This window comes from Desulfitobacterium sp. LBE, assembly GCF_007830365.1.
GTDB lineage: Bacteria > Bacillota > Desulfitobacteriia > Desulfitobacteriales > Desulfitobacteriaceae > Desulfitobacterium > Desulfitobacterium hafniense.
The window spans coordinates 1,781,126-1,796,168 of sequence record NZ_VLKD01000001.1; the positions used below are offsets into that span (position 1 = coordinate 1,781,126).

The following is a 15,043-nucleotide window of genomic DNA, read 5'->3' on the forward strand; positions in this document are numbered from 1 at the left end:
TGAACTAAGAGCACCGAACTGCTCGGTGCTCTTTGGCGATTACTCATTTAAATAGGTGCTCACCCTGTCCTGAATCAATTGGGCAGTCACCTCCGCTGTCTTCTGTCCTGTAAAGAAAGCCGCGGTTTCCTCCTGAACAATGGCAATAATCTTCTGGTCCGTTCCGATGTAGACCTTCGCTTGACTGAGCAGGTTTTCCATATAATCCACATCCTCCTGGGTGGGGGGGTTCAGTGTTATTGATTGACCGGGAATGCCGTCGTCCTTGATCATCATTTTCCCACCTCTTGTTTGGATAGCCTGGGTGAAATTCTGGGCAACCTGGGGAAGCACACTCTTATTAATCGGCATTCCTCCCTGAGTCATCATCTCATCAGAGACCAAAAATTTTAAAAATTCCCAGGCTAGTTCCTGATGGGCCGATTGACTGCTGATCCCGTATAGGGAGTCCGTGGCAAAGGACACGTTTCCGGGGGGCTTTAAAAGCTGAACACCCTCGCTGAAAATCGCCTTGGTCGTTTGCAAGGCCCAAAACCCTTGGAGAGAAGTGAAATTAAAAACAAGGTTACCCCGGGCGGCCATGTCCATAATGTTGGTCTGGGCCGTATCCGTATTCACCAGCTTGTGGTCAATCAGATATTTACTTAAGGAAAGTAAATCAAGAAATTCCTGGCCGGTAAAATTGGCAATCTTCTTCTCCGGAGCGACCAGTTTAGCATAGTTTTCTTTAACCAGCGTCCCAATCAGTCTTTTTTCATCCATCCCGGCCAAGGCATACATCTCCTGGGTTTCTCCGTTTTGGTTTTCGTTCATGATCTTTTCCGCGGTCTTGACAAAATCGTGCCAATCCCAGTCGCTATCGTCGATTGACACCTGGGAATCAGCCAATAAGGTTTGATCGGCGGCAATCATATCGATGCTGATATTAACCGGCAGCCCATAGAGTTTTTCTTTATACTCTAAAGCCTTGAAAATATTCTGGTAGTATTTACTGCTGTCGAAGCTTTGATCCGACTGCATCAGCCCGCCCAAATCAACTAAAAGATTCTTATCCGCATAGGTCTGATAGGGCAGGTTGTTTAATAAAATAATATCGCTGCCCTGGCCGGACATGAGCTGGGTATTCATAGCCATGACATATTTTTCAATATCCCCGGACTCCGCCGCTCTGACACCTTCACCTCTTTCCGAAGTACTGGAGGTGTATTCTTTCACTTCCACCCTAACGCCGGGATGAAGTTCCTCAAACTTTTTTACTGCCGTATCCAGATACGTATCTTTGCTCACTACCGCAATGGTCAGGGAATTAGGATCATTTGCTCCCCCGGCAGCCTGAGTATTGCCGCAGCCGGCAGTAAATACCCCTATGCCGAGGATCAGAACCAGGCTAAGGATAACTCCGCATTTATTTTTGATCATTAAAACACCCCTTTTCCTTTAATTGTTCAAATTTAGATATTTACCCCACTTTCCTGATCGAAAAAATGGGCCTTGGCCATCTTAAAACCCACCCTGACTTCCTGCCCGATTGCGGCGGGCAGCTCCGGACTCACCCTGACAACCACCTCTCTGCCGGCGATCCTTACATAATGATAAGTTTCAGCCCCTCTCAATTCGCTGAACTCCAGCCTTCCGTCCAATGCACACTCGGAATGACGGTCCAAAATATCTCCGCTGCCCCAGAGATGCTCCGCTCTGATCCCCAGGACCATTTTCCGGCCTAGATACCCCTGCTCTTTTAACCTTTGTCCCCCGGCAGCGGGAACAGGCAGCAGGGCGTCGGCCAATTGGGCAAAAATACAGCCCTTTTCCTCGATGATTAAAACGTCCAGAAAGTTCATCCCAGGGCTGCCGAGAAAACCGGCCACAAACATATTGACCGGATGGTCATAGATGGCTTGGGGACTGTCGATTTGCTGGATCAGGCCGTCCTTCATCACCACGATTCTGGTGCCCATGGTCATGGCTTCGGTTTGATCATGGGTTACATAAACAAAGGTTGTCTGCAGGTTTTTATGGAGCTTGGCAATTTCTATTCTCATCTGGGTTCTCAACTGAGCATCCAGGTTGGACAGCGGTTCATCCATCAGGAAGACCTTGGGTTTCCTGACAATGGCCCGCCCCAGGGCCACCCTTTGCCTTTGCCCGCCGGAAAGTTCCTTGGGTTTGCGTTGCAGCAGCTCTTCAAGTCCCAGAATCCTGGCCGCTTCCTGCACATTTTTCCTGATCTCAGCCTTGGGCAGCTTTCTCAGCTTAAGCCCAAAGGCCATATTGTCATAGACCGACAGATGGGGATAAAGAGCATAATTTTGAAAAACCATGGCGATATCCCGATCCTTGGCGGCTACCTCATTAACCAGCCGGTCATCAATATATAATTCACCGGCTGAAATTTCCTCCAGCCCGGCTATCATCCTTAAAACGGTTGTTTTGCCACAGCCGGAGGGACCCACCAGGATTAAGAATTCCTGATCCTTTATTTCCAGAGAGAAATCCCTGACTGCCGTAACCCCGCCGGGGTAGGTCTTAGCTAGATTTTTCAGATGTAAACCCGCCATCCGCTGCCCTCCTATCAATAAAAGTAACCACGGCTAAAAATACAGAGCTGAATACCAGCAACACCTCCCCGGTCTCGATGATAAGGGGCATTTTGATGAGCCACAGCAAGGCGGTGCCCAAACTTAAGGCGGCCAGCAGGAAAACGCTGCAAAACACTTCAACTTTGAGCAGTCCTTCCTGCAACAGCTGGATCTGGTAAAGTCCCAGCAAGAACAGCGGCCAACCCAGCAAGATGTTTAAAAACAGATTCCAGTTCCGGACGGTATTCAGGATATTTAACTGAACTTCTCCAGGCGGTGCTGCATAACCGGCGCTTTGCATCCCGGTTTGAATCCCCTTCTTAATGAGGTCGGCCCAAAATGAAACATCAATCAGTTCATTGGGGATGTTTTCCGGCGGAATATATAAGGTAAAGCTGATTGATTTTCATATCAGCAGCATCACGGCAGCAAGCGCTGATACCTCCGCCATACCGAGCATAAGGCTGGCGGCGTCCCCCTTGATCATCTCCCACCAATACTTATCCCGGAGTCTCAGGCGGCAGAAATGAGCAATACCCTTTATTCTTCGTCTGAGCAAGCTGAAAATCATCACCATGGCCACCGTCCCCGCCAGGAAATTGCGCAGCAGGTTCCCTTGTTCCATCAGAAGACCCGCCAGATTATAATCGATGATTTTGTAGTTTGCCGGGTCCTGGCCGATGGAGGCCAGGGCCGAGGCCAAAACGGCGGTATTGCGGCCTGTGGTGCCGGCATCCTTGGTTGCCACTGCCAATGAGGTTATGCGGGCATCCGCTTCCAGTTCCAACAGTTTTTTCGCCGGTATGTACAAAGTGCCGTAGCCCCGGTCCGTCAGAGTCCCGATCAGAGAACGGTCCTTCCCGGCCACCCCGACTATCTTAAATTCCCGGCCATACAGTTCTATCTCCAGGCCCACCACATTGCCGTTCTGAAAAAGTGCCTGGGCCAGCTCTTCATCAATGACGGCCACCTGCTGGTTTTCCTGTACAAAGGTTAAAAAATTACCTGAACGCATGTTGATTTGCTGGAATTGAGCATACCGGTCATTCACCCCCAGCACCTGGGCCGGGCTCTGATTCTTTTGATAAGCGGCAGAAGTTGAAGCTTCCATGGCGTAAGCCAGATCGTAGTCCCGGAGGCTGTATTGGCTAAGCTGCCTCAGATCCTGCAGGGAAAAAGACCCTTCTTCCGGCTGATGGGAGTCGCCCAGCCAGGTGGCGGTGATTTTGCCGGTTTGGTGCGGGCCGCCAAGATCCGCCAATTGAGCGGGCAGGGATGGCCCCAGAAGGGTGCTCCAGGTTAAGACCAATAGTCCCAGGCCCAGAACAAGATAAGCCGGGTAGGCTGATTTATCCGGTTTCAATTGAGCCGGTTTCAATTTGCCCCCTCCTTCAGAACCCTGTCCCCGTCCTCCACCGGTTTATTGCTTTGCCACACCACTTCGCCCATCACCCCATCTGTAAGCGCAGACATTTCACGATCCCTGTCTTCCACATTGACGTTTACCTTTTGCAGATAGTTCTCTGTCCCTAAAGGCCCTTTTCTGGATTCCAGAACGAAGACATAGGAGCCGCTGGTGTCGTCATAAACCGCGCTGTTCGGTACGAGGGTATCGTAAGGCTTGGTTTTTTTGCTTAAATAGATTTCTCCCTTTTCGCCGCCGCTCAGGCCTTCCAGAGAGACGTCGATCCACAGATCCTTCTCCTCGCCGTTATGACGGCTGTTTTCCACGATCCTGTCGATTGTCCCCTCGGTTTTCTGATCCCCCAGGGAGAGCATATTCACACTCACCGTATCTCCGGGTTTGACATAATCAAGCAAATCCTTGTCAATGGGCACGATCAGCCGGAACCCCTGCCCCAGGTCAGCCAATTTAAACAGAGGCAGGGAGCTATTGGTCATCGACCCTGCAGGGAAATTCAGTTCTGTGATCAGGCCGTCCACAGGCGCTGTATACACGCCGTTGTTGGCCACCTGTTGGGCCAGAGCAGCCACCTTTCTGGCCTGTATTTCCAGATTAAGCTGAATATCCTCACAGTGCCTTTGCGCGTCCGCCAGGTTCCTGGCGGCATTTTCCAGGTTTACCGCCGTTTCGGCTTCATGATCAAACAGGACCTTCAGATTATCGTAATCTCTTTGTTTTTGCGCCTGCTCTGCCTGGGCTCCGGCCAGGGACAGCTGGAGCTGCCGGTAGTGGGCCTGTTCATCCTGATAATCCGACTTCAGACCATCCACGTCCAGGATGATGATGGTCCGGCCTTTGCTGACCCTGTCCCCCTGCTCCACCCTGACCTCCTTGACCCGCAAATTGGCATCTGCATATTCCTCCCGGGTTGATTTGACCTCCACCGTCCCTTCCCCGAATATTTCTTTGATTAACGCCCCGTTGGTGGGCCGGACCGTCTGGACCCTGGGCAGAGCAAAGTTATTGATGGTATTGGAGAAGAATGTTAACCCGATCATTGTCATTAGGAAGAGCAGGCTCAGCTTTCCGATCAACTTTTTTCTTTGCCCATCACCTGCGATTGCTTCATTCCCCAATTTCCTGTCTCCCTTCCTGGACTAGTGCAGCGGCAACACAATAGCCCTTGTAGAGTAAGTGTGCAAGAATTTATATAGCAAGGCCTTCCTTGCTCAGCCTTTGATTCCGGAAAGCCGGATTCCTTCCAGCAAGTATTTTTCGGCATAAAGGAAGTTCAGCAGCGTCGGCAGCATATATAAAACGGACGCGGCAAAGGCCAATCCTTTTTCACCGTCGATAATTCTGGAAAGATAGAGGGAAAGAGGCTGTTTGGCCCCATCCTGTAAAAAAATCAAAGGCTGTTCCACCATGTTCCAGTTATCGATAAACACAAGGATGGCCATGGCTGCTATGCCGCCCCTGGACATGGGCAGAATGATTTTGAGGAAAATCTGGAGCTGGCTGGCTCCGTCCACCCGGGCCGCTTCAAGATAGGAGTCCGGTATTTGCTCCATATACTGTTTGAGAAGAAATACGCCAAAGGTGCTGAAGATGCCGGGCAGGATAATGGACCAGTGGCTGTTGAGCAGGCCCAGCTGGCCGGCCATTAAATAATTGGGCACAAGCGTCACCTGGAAGGGCATCAACATCACGATGATATACAAAAAAAACAAGAAATTTCTGCCTCTGAGCTTCAGCTTGGCAAAGGCATAGGCGGCCAGGGTTGCCACCATCGTTTGCCCGATGACGATCGGGAAGGTGATCAGCACGGAATTCCAGAACATGAACAGAAACTGGGTCTTTTTGATGAGTACGTTATAATACTGCTTCAGCACCACCACCTCGGGGATCAGCTGGAACCGGGCAAAGTGATCCCCGCTGTCCTCCTGATAGCTGCTTAAATTTTTGTCCGTCACCGGGTTATAATGAGCGGCGATTTCCTGTTCACTCATCAAGGAATTGGTGACGGTTACAGCCAGAGGAAACATCAACAGGACAGCCAGTACCAGCAAAATTGCAAAATGGAGCAGATTTCTGATCCGGTGGTTACCCTTCAACACACACCCCCCTCTCGCCGGGTCTAATTAATCATATTGGTGATCTTTCTCTCCACGATAAAAAGCAGTAAAACGACGGCCACGATAAAGGCAGCCATAATGAAGGCCGCGGAAGTCAATTTCTGATAATCCAGAGCCATGAACATATTGTTCATGTAGTGCTGCAGCATATAGATGCTGTTATGGGGATAGTCTCCGGAGATAAGATATGTCTCCCGGAACACTTTAAAGGAATTGATCATCGAGATGACAAAAACAAAAAAAGTCGTGGGGGTCAAATAGATCAGTGTTATTCGAAAAAACTCCTGATAGCGGCTGGCTCCGTCGATTCTGGCCGCTTCGTAGTATTCAGCCGGTATATTCTGCAATCCGGCCAGAAACAGAATGACACTGTAACCGACGTTTTTCCATAGATAAATCACCAGGACCACCATCCTGGACCAATTGGTTTTCATCCAGTCCACAGACGGGTAACCCAGGGCATGGATCAGAGAATTTAAAACGCCGTTCAAATCAAAGAATGCCTGCCACACCAAAACCACCGAGGCCACGGGTACCACTAAAGGCGTGATCATAATGGTGCGGAACAGGTTCCGGCCCGGTAATTTTTGGTTCAATAACATGGCCGCTCCCAGGGAGAGCATCAGATTAAGGGGTACACAGATTAAAGTAAACTTGGCTGTATTGGCCAGAGCTGCTAAGAAGCTTGGGTTTTTTAACAAAGCGCCGTAATTATGTAGTCCGACAAACGTACCGTTAAGGGGACTGTCCACCAGGGAATAGTAAAAGCCGGTGACAAAGGGGAGCAAATAAAAAAGAGCAAAGCCCAGCAGGCTGGGCCCCAGGAAAAACCAGGCCAGACCGCCGTTATTCGTTTTTAATTTTCCAGTTTTCATCCTGACCACCCTAAGCGTGATGGACCAGGCAACAGCTGTCCTTTGCTTCGGCATAGCGGTTCCGCTCAAAGCCCATGGCAGTATAGAAGAATAGTTTTCTTTGTGCCCTGCGGAGCGGCAATAAGAAGGGAACCAGCTGAGTCATTCTTTTTCTTTCCATATCCGAGACCCCTTTCTGGAATGTCAAAGCCCGTTCGATTGGGCAAGTTCATCTTACCGAAATCAGGCAGGCGATGTTGGAATTTTAACTTAGCAAAATCTTAAGAAGTGCTTACGAAGCACTTATTCTTTTCTTAAGCTGATGATTTCCATAATAAAACAGCTCCTTATTCTGTACTTAACCACAGAACAAGGAGCTATATAGGACTTCCAGCTTATGGACTTCTCAAGATTTTTCTTATTGTTATAATGGAATTTTTACTGTAAATGTCGTATTTTCCGGGTTGCTTTCCACAGAGATCGTGCCGTCGTGAGCCTTGACAATTTCTTGGGCGATGGCTAAACCCAGTCCTGCTCCGCCGGTGTTTGTGGAACGTGCGGAATCTAAGCGGTAAAATTTTTCAAAAATAGTTTCCAGCCTTTTCTGCGGGATGGGGTCTCCCTGATTCGTAAACGTTATCACCATAGTCTTGTCCTGCTGCCCGGCAGCAATGTCAATGACGCTGTTTTCATAGCTGTAAGCGATGGCGTTTTTCAGAATGTTATTGAATACACGGGCCAGTTTGTCGGCATCTCCCCATAGAGTGAGGCCGTCAGGCACATTGACGGACACCTGCTTGGCCTGGGGAGCCAGCATGGGATAGAATTCATCGGCCAGCTGCTGGAGCATGAACTGTAAATTGATTTTCTCTTTATCCAAAACAATCGTTTGCAAATTAAATCTGGTGATCTCAAAAAACTCATTGATCAATTGTTCTAATCGATAAGCCTTTTCCAAGGTAATACCCACATATTTTGCCTTTTGTTCCGGAGGCATATCAGGTGCTTCATCGAGAAGACTTAAGTAGCCGATTACGGAGGTCAGAGGTGTCTTGATATCATGAGCCAAATAAACGACTAAATCATTTTTGCGCTGCTCGGCCTCCAGGGCGGCTTTCTTTTGTTTTTCCAGATTGTTTTTGATCTGATTCAGCTTATTTTCCATAAAATCCAATTCCGGTGATAAGGCTATTTCAGCAGCGGATTCCTCAACAAGTTTATCCATTCCGGCACTGACTTCATCAAAATATTTAGTAAACCAGGAAGTCGATAAGTTAAGCAAAATAACTACGAAGACAAGAATCACAATAAAGGTAATAATTTCTATATTACTGTAAAATACAGACCGATAAATTAATACCGCAACGTTTTCGCGCAAATCAAACGCAGTCATTAAAAAGCGGACTATGCTATCGCCCACACTGAAGTTTTTTTGAATGACAAAACGCAGGAAGATAACTGTTGCAGCTGTGGCAAAAACAATCAAGAGCATGCGAAGAAATAATTCCCTTTTTAACTTTGTATAATCATTCCTTCTTTTATCTCGCTCACTTTTCAATTTTATAGCCAACCCCCCATACCGTTTTGATATATTTAGGATGTTCCGTGCTGTCCTGCATTTTTTCCCTTAAATGCCGGATATGAACCATGACCGTATTATTGCTGTTGGTAAAATATTTGTCTCCCCATACCTCATTGAACAATTCTTCCGAACTGACTACCCGGCCGCGGTTGGAGCAAAGGACCCAAAGAATGGAAAACTCCGTAGGCGTGAGGGATAGTTTTTTTTCATTCAAGGTACATTCATGGGTATTCATGTCTAAGACCAAGCCGGAAAAGGCAATCACGTGTTCCTCTTGGTTTGGCTCTGAAGAATTATATTTGGTAAATCTCCGCAGCTGCGCCTTGACGCGGGCAATCAGCTCCAAGGGGCGGAACGGCTTGGTGATATAGTCGTCTGCACCTAAGGTCAGCCCGGTAATCTTATCGATTTCCTCTTCCTTGGCTGTCAGCATGATCACCGGAAAATTATGCTTTTCCCGGATTTGCCGACAGATTGAAAAACCGTCTACATCAGGGAGCATGACATCCAAAATGGCGAGATCCAGCTTTTCCTTGGCAATACAGTCAAGGGCATCCTTGCCGTTATAAAATTTAAAGAGATTATAGTTCTCATTTTTCAGATAAACTTCCACCAAATCGGCAATAGCTTGTTCATCATCAACAATCAAAATATTGGCAGCCAAAAGCGTCAACTTCTTTCTTTTAAGTATATAACCCCATATTATTATACCGCAAAGCCAAAAATCCATTTTGCAGCTTTTTGCTTATGAGAATCTTAAGATTTTCTGAATATCACCATACCGATAAGGGACAGCCCACCCTATCGGCAAACTGTCCCTTTGGCAATTTTCTTGTCCTGCTCAATCAGGTGATGGGGAAATTAAAAGGCCAACGAGACAAGCCGGTCGATCACTTCGGCAAAGGGCAAGCCTGCGGCCGCCATCATTCTCGGAAAACGGCTGTATGAGGTCATGCCGGGCAAAGTATTCACCTCGTTGAGGATTACTGTTCCATCTTCTTTCAGAAACATATCCACCCGCGCCAGTCCCCTGCAGCCCAAAGCGCGATAGATGGCTTTTGCCGTCTCCTGAACCCGCGAGCGCGCCTCTGGGGAAATGTCGGCGGGAACGATTAGTGTTGAGTTTTCGGAACCCTTTTCCGGCTCATTCTCCTGATGGATTCTGAAAAAGCCATGAGACAGACAGATCTGATCGACCTCACCGGCCATCAAATCCAGATCGTTTCCAAATATCGCACAGCCTACCTCGCTGCCGACGACAGCCTCTTCAATCAGCACCTTCGAGTCATACTGTCTGGCGATTTCCACCGCACTCAGCAATTCTTCTTGGCGGCATACCTTAGTGACGCCGAAGGATGAACCCGAACGGGCCGGCTTGACATAAACGGGATAAGCAAGCCGTTCGGCGTCAATAGTCTCCTTCGCAGTGACCGTCCGGAACTTTGGCGTGGCAATTCCTGCCTTTCCAGCGACGATATAAGCCAGGGATTTGTCCATGCACAGAGCCGAACTCGGGATATCGCAGCCCACATAGGGGATGCCGGAAAGCTCCAACAAACCCTGTATCGCGCCATCCTCGCCAAATTTGCCATGCAGAACGGGAAACACCAGATCCAAGGGGATCCTTTGGTATTGCCCCTGCTCCAGAACAAGCAATCCCTGGACGCTTCTGTCCGGTGACAGGATAGCCGGACGGCAACTGCCCTTTTCCCAATTGGCCTCAGGGTAGTGACAAAGCTGCCAAACCCCATCTTTCGTAATCCCGATATAGAAGGGTTCATACTTTTCGAGATCCAGGTTTTTGGCCACCTCCCCAGCAGATTTAACGGAGACGGGATGTTCTTCGGAACAGCCTCCGAAGATAATTGCGATTTTCAACTTACTCATAAGCTTTCTCCTTTCAAATTTCCTTTTCCTCTGCGATAGCAGTTCCTTCCGGAAGCGGATACCCGATTTCAAATACATCCGTATAAAGCATATTTTCGGAAATAACTTGCTTGGATTTGTTGTCGATCACCTGCCGGCAAACGGAAACCCGCTCAAATATTTTTCCCTCTTTTTGGAGAAAGCGCTTATCACGATTAACAACCTCGTAACTATACCCTTTAGCCTGATCCATAAAAATACGGCCATAGATGTAAGGCCCATCAATGGATAGTTCAATTTGGAAGGTAAGATTGGTATCGTTTTTGACCTTTAAATCCAACCACCCTTCGTGGATTGTCGCGTCCACACCATCCGGTTCATCCTCATCAGGAGAAGGAAAATCTTTAATCTCATGAGCATGCCGTTCGACAATCGTGAGGGGCGTATGCAGAAAGAGCCAAAACAGCAAATTGCTGAGATGACACAAACCGCCTCCCGGAACCGTAACCAATTCGTCATTGACCACGCATAGACCGTCCTTATACCGCTCATTTTTCTCGGCATATCTCACCCGCTGCCAAAATGAAAATGTTTCGCCAGGGCGGATCAATAGGCCATTGACGGGCTCCGCAGCAAGGCGCAGATTAAACACCTTGTTCTCCTGGTATTTTATATCCATGCCGGTATTTTCATTGAGAAGCTTCGACTTGGTTTCATAAATGCAAAAAGGCAAAAACTCTGGAGCCTTTGCTTTGGCATAGTGGTTCCGGTCAAGGTACATCTTGGTATAGAAGCATAATTTCCGTTGTATCCTGCGGACCGGCAGCAGGAATGGGAATAACTGAGTCAATCTTTTTCTTTTCATGTCGAGACCCCTTTCAGGAATATGGTTTCACCACCCTACCGCCGTTTTAAGTACAGCTGGAAAGCCCGGTTAACGGGAAGCTAAAGCAGGGCGCGGACGATCTCCTCCGTATGCATGCCGCGGGAGCCTTTGACCAGAACTGCGTCACCGGGAGACAGAAAGGATTTCAACTCCTCAGCGGCCTGATAGTTATTGTCCAAAACGCGGCAGTCGATCCCGGCCCGGACGGAGCGGGCACCCTCGGCCACGGCTTTCGCCTCCTGACCGACGGTGAGTAAAATATCCACTCCGTTTTCCGCAGCGCAGACGCCGACTTCAAAATGCGCCTGCCGGGAATACTCCCCCAGTTCCAGCATATCCGCCAGCACGGCTACTCTGCGGCCGGCCCGGAACCCCGCAAGAACACTCAGGCTGCTTTTGGCCGCGCCGGGACTGGAGTTGTAGGAATCATCAATGACGGTGACCTCGTTGACATGGTAAATCTGCTGGCGCATGGCCAGGGGGCGGTAATCCCTGAGTGCGGCGGCGGCCCGGTCCAGGGGCACGCCCAGCCGCTCCGCCACCGCAAGAGCGGCCAGGGCATCCAGAACATGGTGCATTCCCAGTACCGGCAGGGTCACCTCCACGCTCTCTCTTCCCGGAACAAGGCAGCGGAAAGCGGTGGTTTCCTCTTGAACCGTAACCCCCTCCGCGCGGAAATCACACCAGGGCAACCTGCCGTAAAAGACGGTCTCATACGCTGTCTTGCCGCGGAGCCCGGCCAGCATCGGATCGTCCCCGTTTAAAAACAGAACGGAACCCTGGGTGAACCGGTCGGTGATGTGCAGCTTCTCCCCCAGGATGTTCTCCTGGGTTTTGAGCTGGCCGATGTGAGTAATGCCGAGATTGGTCATGACGGCATAATTCGGCGCGGCGACCTGAGCCAGGCGCGCCATTTCGCCGAAATCGCTTATCCCCATCTCCACCACCGCCGCTTCGTGTTCCCTGGAAAACTGAAACATCATCAGTGGCAGCCCGATCTGGCTGTTATGGTTTCCTCCCGTCTTCATCACCTTGTATCCTGCGGAAAGTGCCAGTGCGGTCATTTCTTTCGTCGTCGTCTTCCCGGCGCTCCCTGTGATCCCGACGACAGGGATGGAAAATCTCTGCCGATAGGCGGCGGCAATATGCTGGAGTGCCAGCTGCGTCGAATCCACCGCGATCCAGGCTTCTTCCGCCTCCATCCGCGTATGCTCCTGGGTCAGTGCCGCGACTGCGCCCGAGGCGAATGCGGCGTGCAGAAAGGTGTGGGCATCCGCCTTTTCGCCTTTGAGGGGGACAAACAGGGAACCGTCGGTCACTTTCCGGCTGTCGGCCACCACCGAGGTCACCATCGTATCCGGGTCTCCGCAGAGTAATTTTCCGCCGCAGGCGGCGACGATTTCGCATACCGTCATTTCCATTGCAAAAAGCACCTCACAACTCTCGTCGTCAAGATTGCTATTTCCGGTTTTGCACTAGCGGAACAGCATGTTTTGCACTGTATGTATTCCGCCAGGTCTTATGCTCACTTCCGCCGGCATCCCCAGATGCCGCCGCACACTGAGCTCCGGCTCAGCTAGGCGATGAGAAAATCAAAGTAAGTGTTGGGATAAGGTTCGTGTTTCAGGCTGTAATGCCACCACTCGCAAGCGTAGGAAACAAAACCGCTGGCCTCCATGATCGAACAAAGATATTGACGGTTTCTCGCTTCGGCTTGGTTGATTCCATGTGCGCCATGATGTGAGACTGAATCCATCAAATCAAAATCACCGCCCATGGGTACAAGTGTTCCGGAAGCTAAATGATAAAGGGTTAAATCAATGGCGCTGCCCCGGCTGTGGCCCGACTTGGCAGCCACATATCCTTTTTCGATGATCTCGGATCGGTCAATATTCGGATAGTGTTTCTGTTTCGTCCGGCCATCTTCCGGCTGCTTAGACCAGCGCAGAAAGCAATCTACAGCGCATTGAGGGCGGTAACCATCCCAAAGAAGCAAGCCAAAGCCCAAGGATGCGGCGTTTTCCCGTGCTTTTTCCAAGGCCGCGCACAACGCTCTCGTACCGACAATTCGATTGGCTGCATAGCCGTCCACCGGTTTGCCGGTAAAATTATCCCAGGTGGCGTATTTAGCATCCCAACGTATTCCTGATACAAACTCGTCCACAAAGACAAAATCACTTTTCATGGTCTTTCTCCTTTCAACGACACGATTCATCCTTGCATAGTTACATTTTTCTTTGCTTTTGTCCGAGACCCCCTTCCAGGAATATAAAAACCTGTCCGATTCGACATTTTTATCTTAGCGAAATCAGGCAGGCGATGTTGGAATTTTAACTTATGGATTTCTTAAGATTTCCTTATTTCCATATCCGGAGATTCAGATTAAGGAGAAAATCACCCTATCTTAAGGGTTTATTAAGGCATCTACCACTGAAGTCAACAATGTGCTATACTCTTTTTAGATGAATACGAACCTTCGAGGTAGGGTGAAATTCCCGACCGGCGGTAATGATTGCCCGTGCAATTCAGCCCGCAACTCAGTGCAGCGCCAGCGCTGCACCGACTGACTTGGTGAGACTCCAAGGCCGACGGTATAGTCCGGATGGGAGAAGGTACAAACCAGCTTAGGCCAAGTGGCCTTATGTTTGTTATGTTTGTATGTTTATGCCTCGAGGAACACCATTTCCTCGAGGCATTTTTGTTCTTTCTGATCTGAGGGTTTTATTCTCTACACATTTACTATTGGGGGATTTATCAATGCAACAATCAAAGCAAGCATCCAATCGGAGCATCTGGCTCATCGCCCTGGGGGCAGCCATGTGGGGCCTGGACGGGGTCTTCATCGTATCCTTATTGCAACATGTGTCATCTTCACAAATCGTCTGGTTGGAGCACCTGTTACTATTCTTATTTGCCGCACCTGTGCTCATCTGGAAGCGTCAGGAGCTGAAGCAACTCAATGGCGGAGACTGGCTGGCTGTCTTATTTATCGGCTGGGGCGGCTCAGCCTTGGCCTCCATTCTGTTCACCGCCGGATTTACTTATGGTAATCCCAATGTGGTCCTGCTCCTGCAGAAAGTTCAGCCCATCTTTGTTATTCTTCTCGCCTCCTGGATGCTTAAGGAACGGATGAGAAAAGATTTCTATGCCCTGTTTGTTGTGGCCCTGATCGGCGCCTACCTGCTTACTTTCGGCCTGCACCTGCCAACTTCCGAAGTCAGCTTAGCACAATTGCTCGGTTCCTTATGTGCCATCGGAGCAGCCGCTCTCTGGGGCGGATCCACCGTCATGGGCAAGCGTCTGATCGGAAAATTATCCTTCACCACCTTGACTGCCCTGAGATTTGCTGTCGCGCTGCCGCTCTTAACCGTCATTGTCCTGGTACAGCAACCCAACTGGGCCGATCTCGGTCAAAGTCTCCATCTGGCTCCGGTCTGGGCCAACCTGTTGTACCAGACCCTCGTGCCCAGCCTTTTAAGCCTCTTGCTCTATTACCGCGGCTTGAACGGCGTCCGGGCTTCCCATGCCACCATTGCCGAACTGGCTTTCCCGGCCACCGGCCTGCTCGTAAACTGGCTGATTCTCCACCAAACCATCGATTTGGGGCAATGGCTGGGCTTTGCCATCGTTTGGCTTGTCGTACTGCAACTGTCGCGGTTGCCTAATGATCCCAAGTCTGCGGTGAAAACTTCTGAAAGAGCCAACCTGGCAGGCCTATAGGTCATTGCTTGAAAAG

The 15,043-nt window shown here is 49.7% G+C and carries 12 protein-coding genes, 2 pseudogenes and 1 riboswitch; of the genes and pseudogenes, 1 reads left to right on the top strand and 13 read right to left on the bottom strand.

Translation table 11 applies throughout. From position 1 onward, the window contains the following. Nucleotides 1-39: 39 nt before the first annotated feature. The 13 genes and pseudogenes from DESLBE_RS08495 to vanX all read right to left on the bottom strand — a co-directional run bounded on the left by DESLBE_RS08495 (nucleotide 40) and on the right by vanX (nucleotide 13,492). A complete protein-coding gene (locus DESLBE_RS08495; RefSeq protein ID WP_144676300.1) occupies nucleotides 40-1,419 on the bottom strand; it encodes an extracellular solute-binding protein in 1,380 nt (459 codons plus the stop codon). A 32-nt stretch (nucleotides 1,420-1,451) separates the two neighbouring features. Next, complete coding sequence (ugpC, locus tag DESLBE_RS08500; RefSeq protein WP_144676302.1) at nucleotides 1,452-2,558, bottom strand: sn-glycerol-3-phosphate ABC transporter ATP-binding protein UgpC; 1,107 nt, start codon at nucleotides 2,556-2,558, stop codon at nucleotides 1,452-1,454. Further along, nucleotides 2,527-3,957: pseudogene (locus DESLBE_RS08505) on the bottom strand (ABC transporter permease). Before DESLBE_RS08505 ends, ugpC begins: the two are co-directional and overlap by 32 nt. Continuing rightward, complete coding sequence (locus DESLBE_RS08510; RefSeq protein WP_144676304.1) at nucleotides 3,954-5,120, bottom strand: efflux RND transporter periplasmic adaptor subunit; 1,167 nt, start codon at nucleotides 5,118-5,120, stop codon at nucleotides 3,954-3,956. Before DESLBE_RS08510 ends, DESLBE_RS08505 begins: the two are co-directional and overlap by 4 nt. Before the next feature lie 93 nt (nucleotides 5,121-5,213). Further along, nucleotides 5,214-6,098, bottom strand: a complete 885-nt coding sequence (locus DESLBE_RS08515; protein WP_172625408.1) for a carbohydrate ABC transporter permease — start codon at nucleotides 6,096-6,098, stop codon at nucleotides 5,214-5,216. A gap of 23 nt (nucleotides 6,099-6,121) precedes the next feature. Continuing rightward, complete coding sequence (locus DESLBE_RS08520; protein ID WP_144676308.1) at nucleotides 6,122-6,994, bottom strand: sugar ABC transporter permease; 873 nt, start codon at nucleotides 6,992-6,994, stop codon at nucleotides 6,122-6,124. 46 nt (nucleotides 6,995-7,040) lie between these two features. Further along, nucleotides 7,041-7,154: pseudogene (locus tag DESLBE_RS08525) on the bottom strand (vancomycin resistance protein); the annotation flags it as partial. 243 nt (nucleotides 7,155-7,397) lie between these two features. Then, complete coding sequence (vanS, locus tag DESLBE_RS08530; RefSeq protein WP_144676310.1) at nucleotides 7,398-8,531, bottom strand: vancomycin resistance histidine kinase VanS; 1,134 nt, start codon at nucleotides 8,529-8,531, stop codon at nucleotides 7,398-7,400. Beyond that, nucleotides 8,521-9,219 carry a VanR-ABDEGLN family response regulator transcription factor gene (gene vanR / locus DESLBE_RS08535; protein WP_015943584.1) on the bottom strand — a complete coding sequence of 233 codons (699 nt, stop codon included), beginning with the start codon at nucleotides 9,217-9,219 and terminating at the stop codon, nucleotides 8,521-8,523. Before vanR ends, vanS begins: the two co-directional genes overlap by 11 nt. Before the next feature lie 197 nt (nucleotides 9,220-9,416). Then, the gene (gene vanI / locus DESLBE_RS08540; RefSeq protein WP_015943583.1) at nucleotides 9,417-10,442 is read right to left on the bottom strand and encodes a D-alanine--(R)-lactate ligase VanI; all 1,026 of its coding nucleotides are present in this window, start codon (nucleotides 10,440-10,442) and stop codon (nucleotides 9,417-9,419) included. A gap of 13 nt (nucleotides 10,443-10,455) precedes the next feature. Next, on the bottom strand, nucleotides 10,456-11,286 hold the full coding sequence (gene vanW, locus DESLBE_RS08545) for a glycopeptide resistance accessory protein VanW (RefSeq protein WP_015943582.1): 831 nt from the start codon (nucleotides 11,284-11,286) through the stop codon (nucleotides 10,456-10,458). A gap of 80 nt (nucleotides 11,287-11,366) precedes the next feature. Next, the gene (murF, locus tag DESLBE_RS08550) at nucleotides 11,367-12,728 is read right to left on the bottom strand and encodes a UDP-N-acetylmuramoyl-tripeptide--D-alanyl-D-alanine ligase (RefSeq protein WP_144676312.1); all 1,362 of its coding nucleotides are present in this window, start codon (nucleotides 12,726-12,728) and stop codon (nucleotides 11,367-11,369) included. Between the two features lie 155 nt (nucleotides 12,729-12,883). Beyond that, nucleotides 12,884-13,492 (bottom strand): D-Ala-D-Ala dipeptidase VanX, encoded by a 609-nt coding sequence (vanX, locus tag DESLBE_RS08555; protein WP_144676314.1) that lies wholly within the window; start codon nucleotides 13,490-13,492, stop codon nucleotides 12,884-12,886. 283 nt (nucleotides 13,493-13,775) lie between these two features. Continuing rightward, nucleotides 13,776-13,925, top strand: a riboswitch (FMN riboswitch). A 139-nt stretch (nucleotides 13,926-14,064) separates the two neighbouring features. Between vanX and DESLBE_RS08560 the strand changes: the two genes are divergently transcribed. Beyond that, a complete protein-coding gene (locus tag DESLBE_RS08560) occupies nucleotides 14,065-15,027 on the top strand; it encodes a DMT family transporter (RefSeq protein ID WP_144676316.1) in 963 nt (320 codons plus the stop codon). The last annotated feature ends 16 nt before the right edge of the window (nucleotides 15,028-15,043 follow it).

Excerpts from the sequence above, each read along its gene's own strand:
- DESLBE_RS08495 (WP_144676300.1), bottom strand. The coding sequence starts at position 1,419 with ATGATCAAAAATAAATGCGGAGTTATCCTTAGCCTGGTTCTGATCCTC.
- ugpC (WP_144676302.1), bottom strand. The coding sequence starts at position 2,558 with ATGGCGGGTTTACATCTGAAAAATCTAGCTAAGACCTACCCCGGCGGG.
- DESLBE_RS08520 (WP_144676308.1), bottom strand. The coding sequence starts at position 6,994 with ATGAAAACTGGAAAATTAAAAACGAATAACGGCGGTCTGGCCTGGTTT.
- vanI (WP_015943583.1), bottom strand. The coding sequence starts at position 10,442 with ATGAGTAAGTTGAAAATCGCAATTATCTTCGGAGGCTGTTCCGAAGAA.
- vanW (WP_015943582.1), bottom strand. The coding sequence starts at position 11,286 with ATGAAAAGAAAAAGATTGACTCAGTTATTCCCATTCCTGCTGCCGGTC.
- murF (WP_144676312.1), bottom strand. The coding sequence starts at position 12,728 with ATGGAAATGACGGTATGCGAAATCGTCGCCGCCTGCGGCGGAAAATTA.
- vanX (WP_144676314.1), bottom strand. The coding sequence starts at position 13,492 with ATGAAAAGTGATTTTGTCTTTGTGGACGAGTTTGTATCAGGAATACGT.
- DESLBE_RS08560 (WP_144676316.1), top strand. The coding sequence starts at position 14,065 with ATGCAACAATCAAAGCAAGCATCCAATCGGAGCATCTGGCTCATCGCC.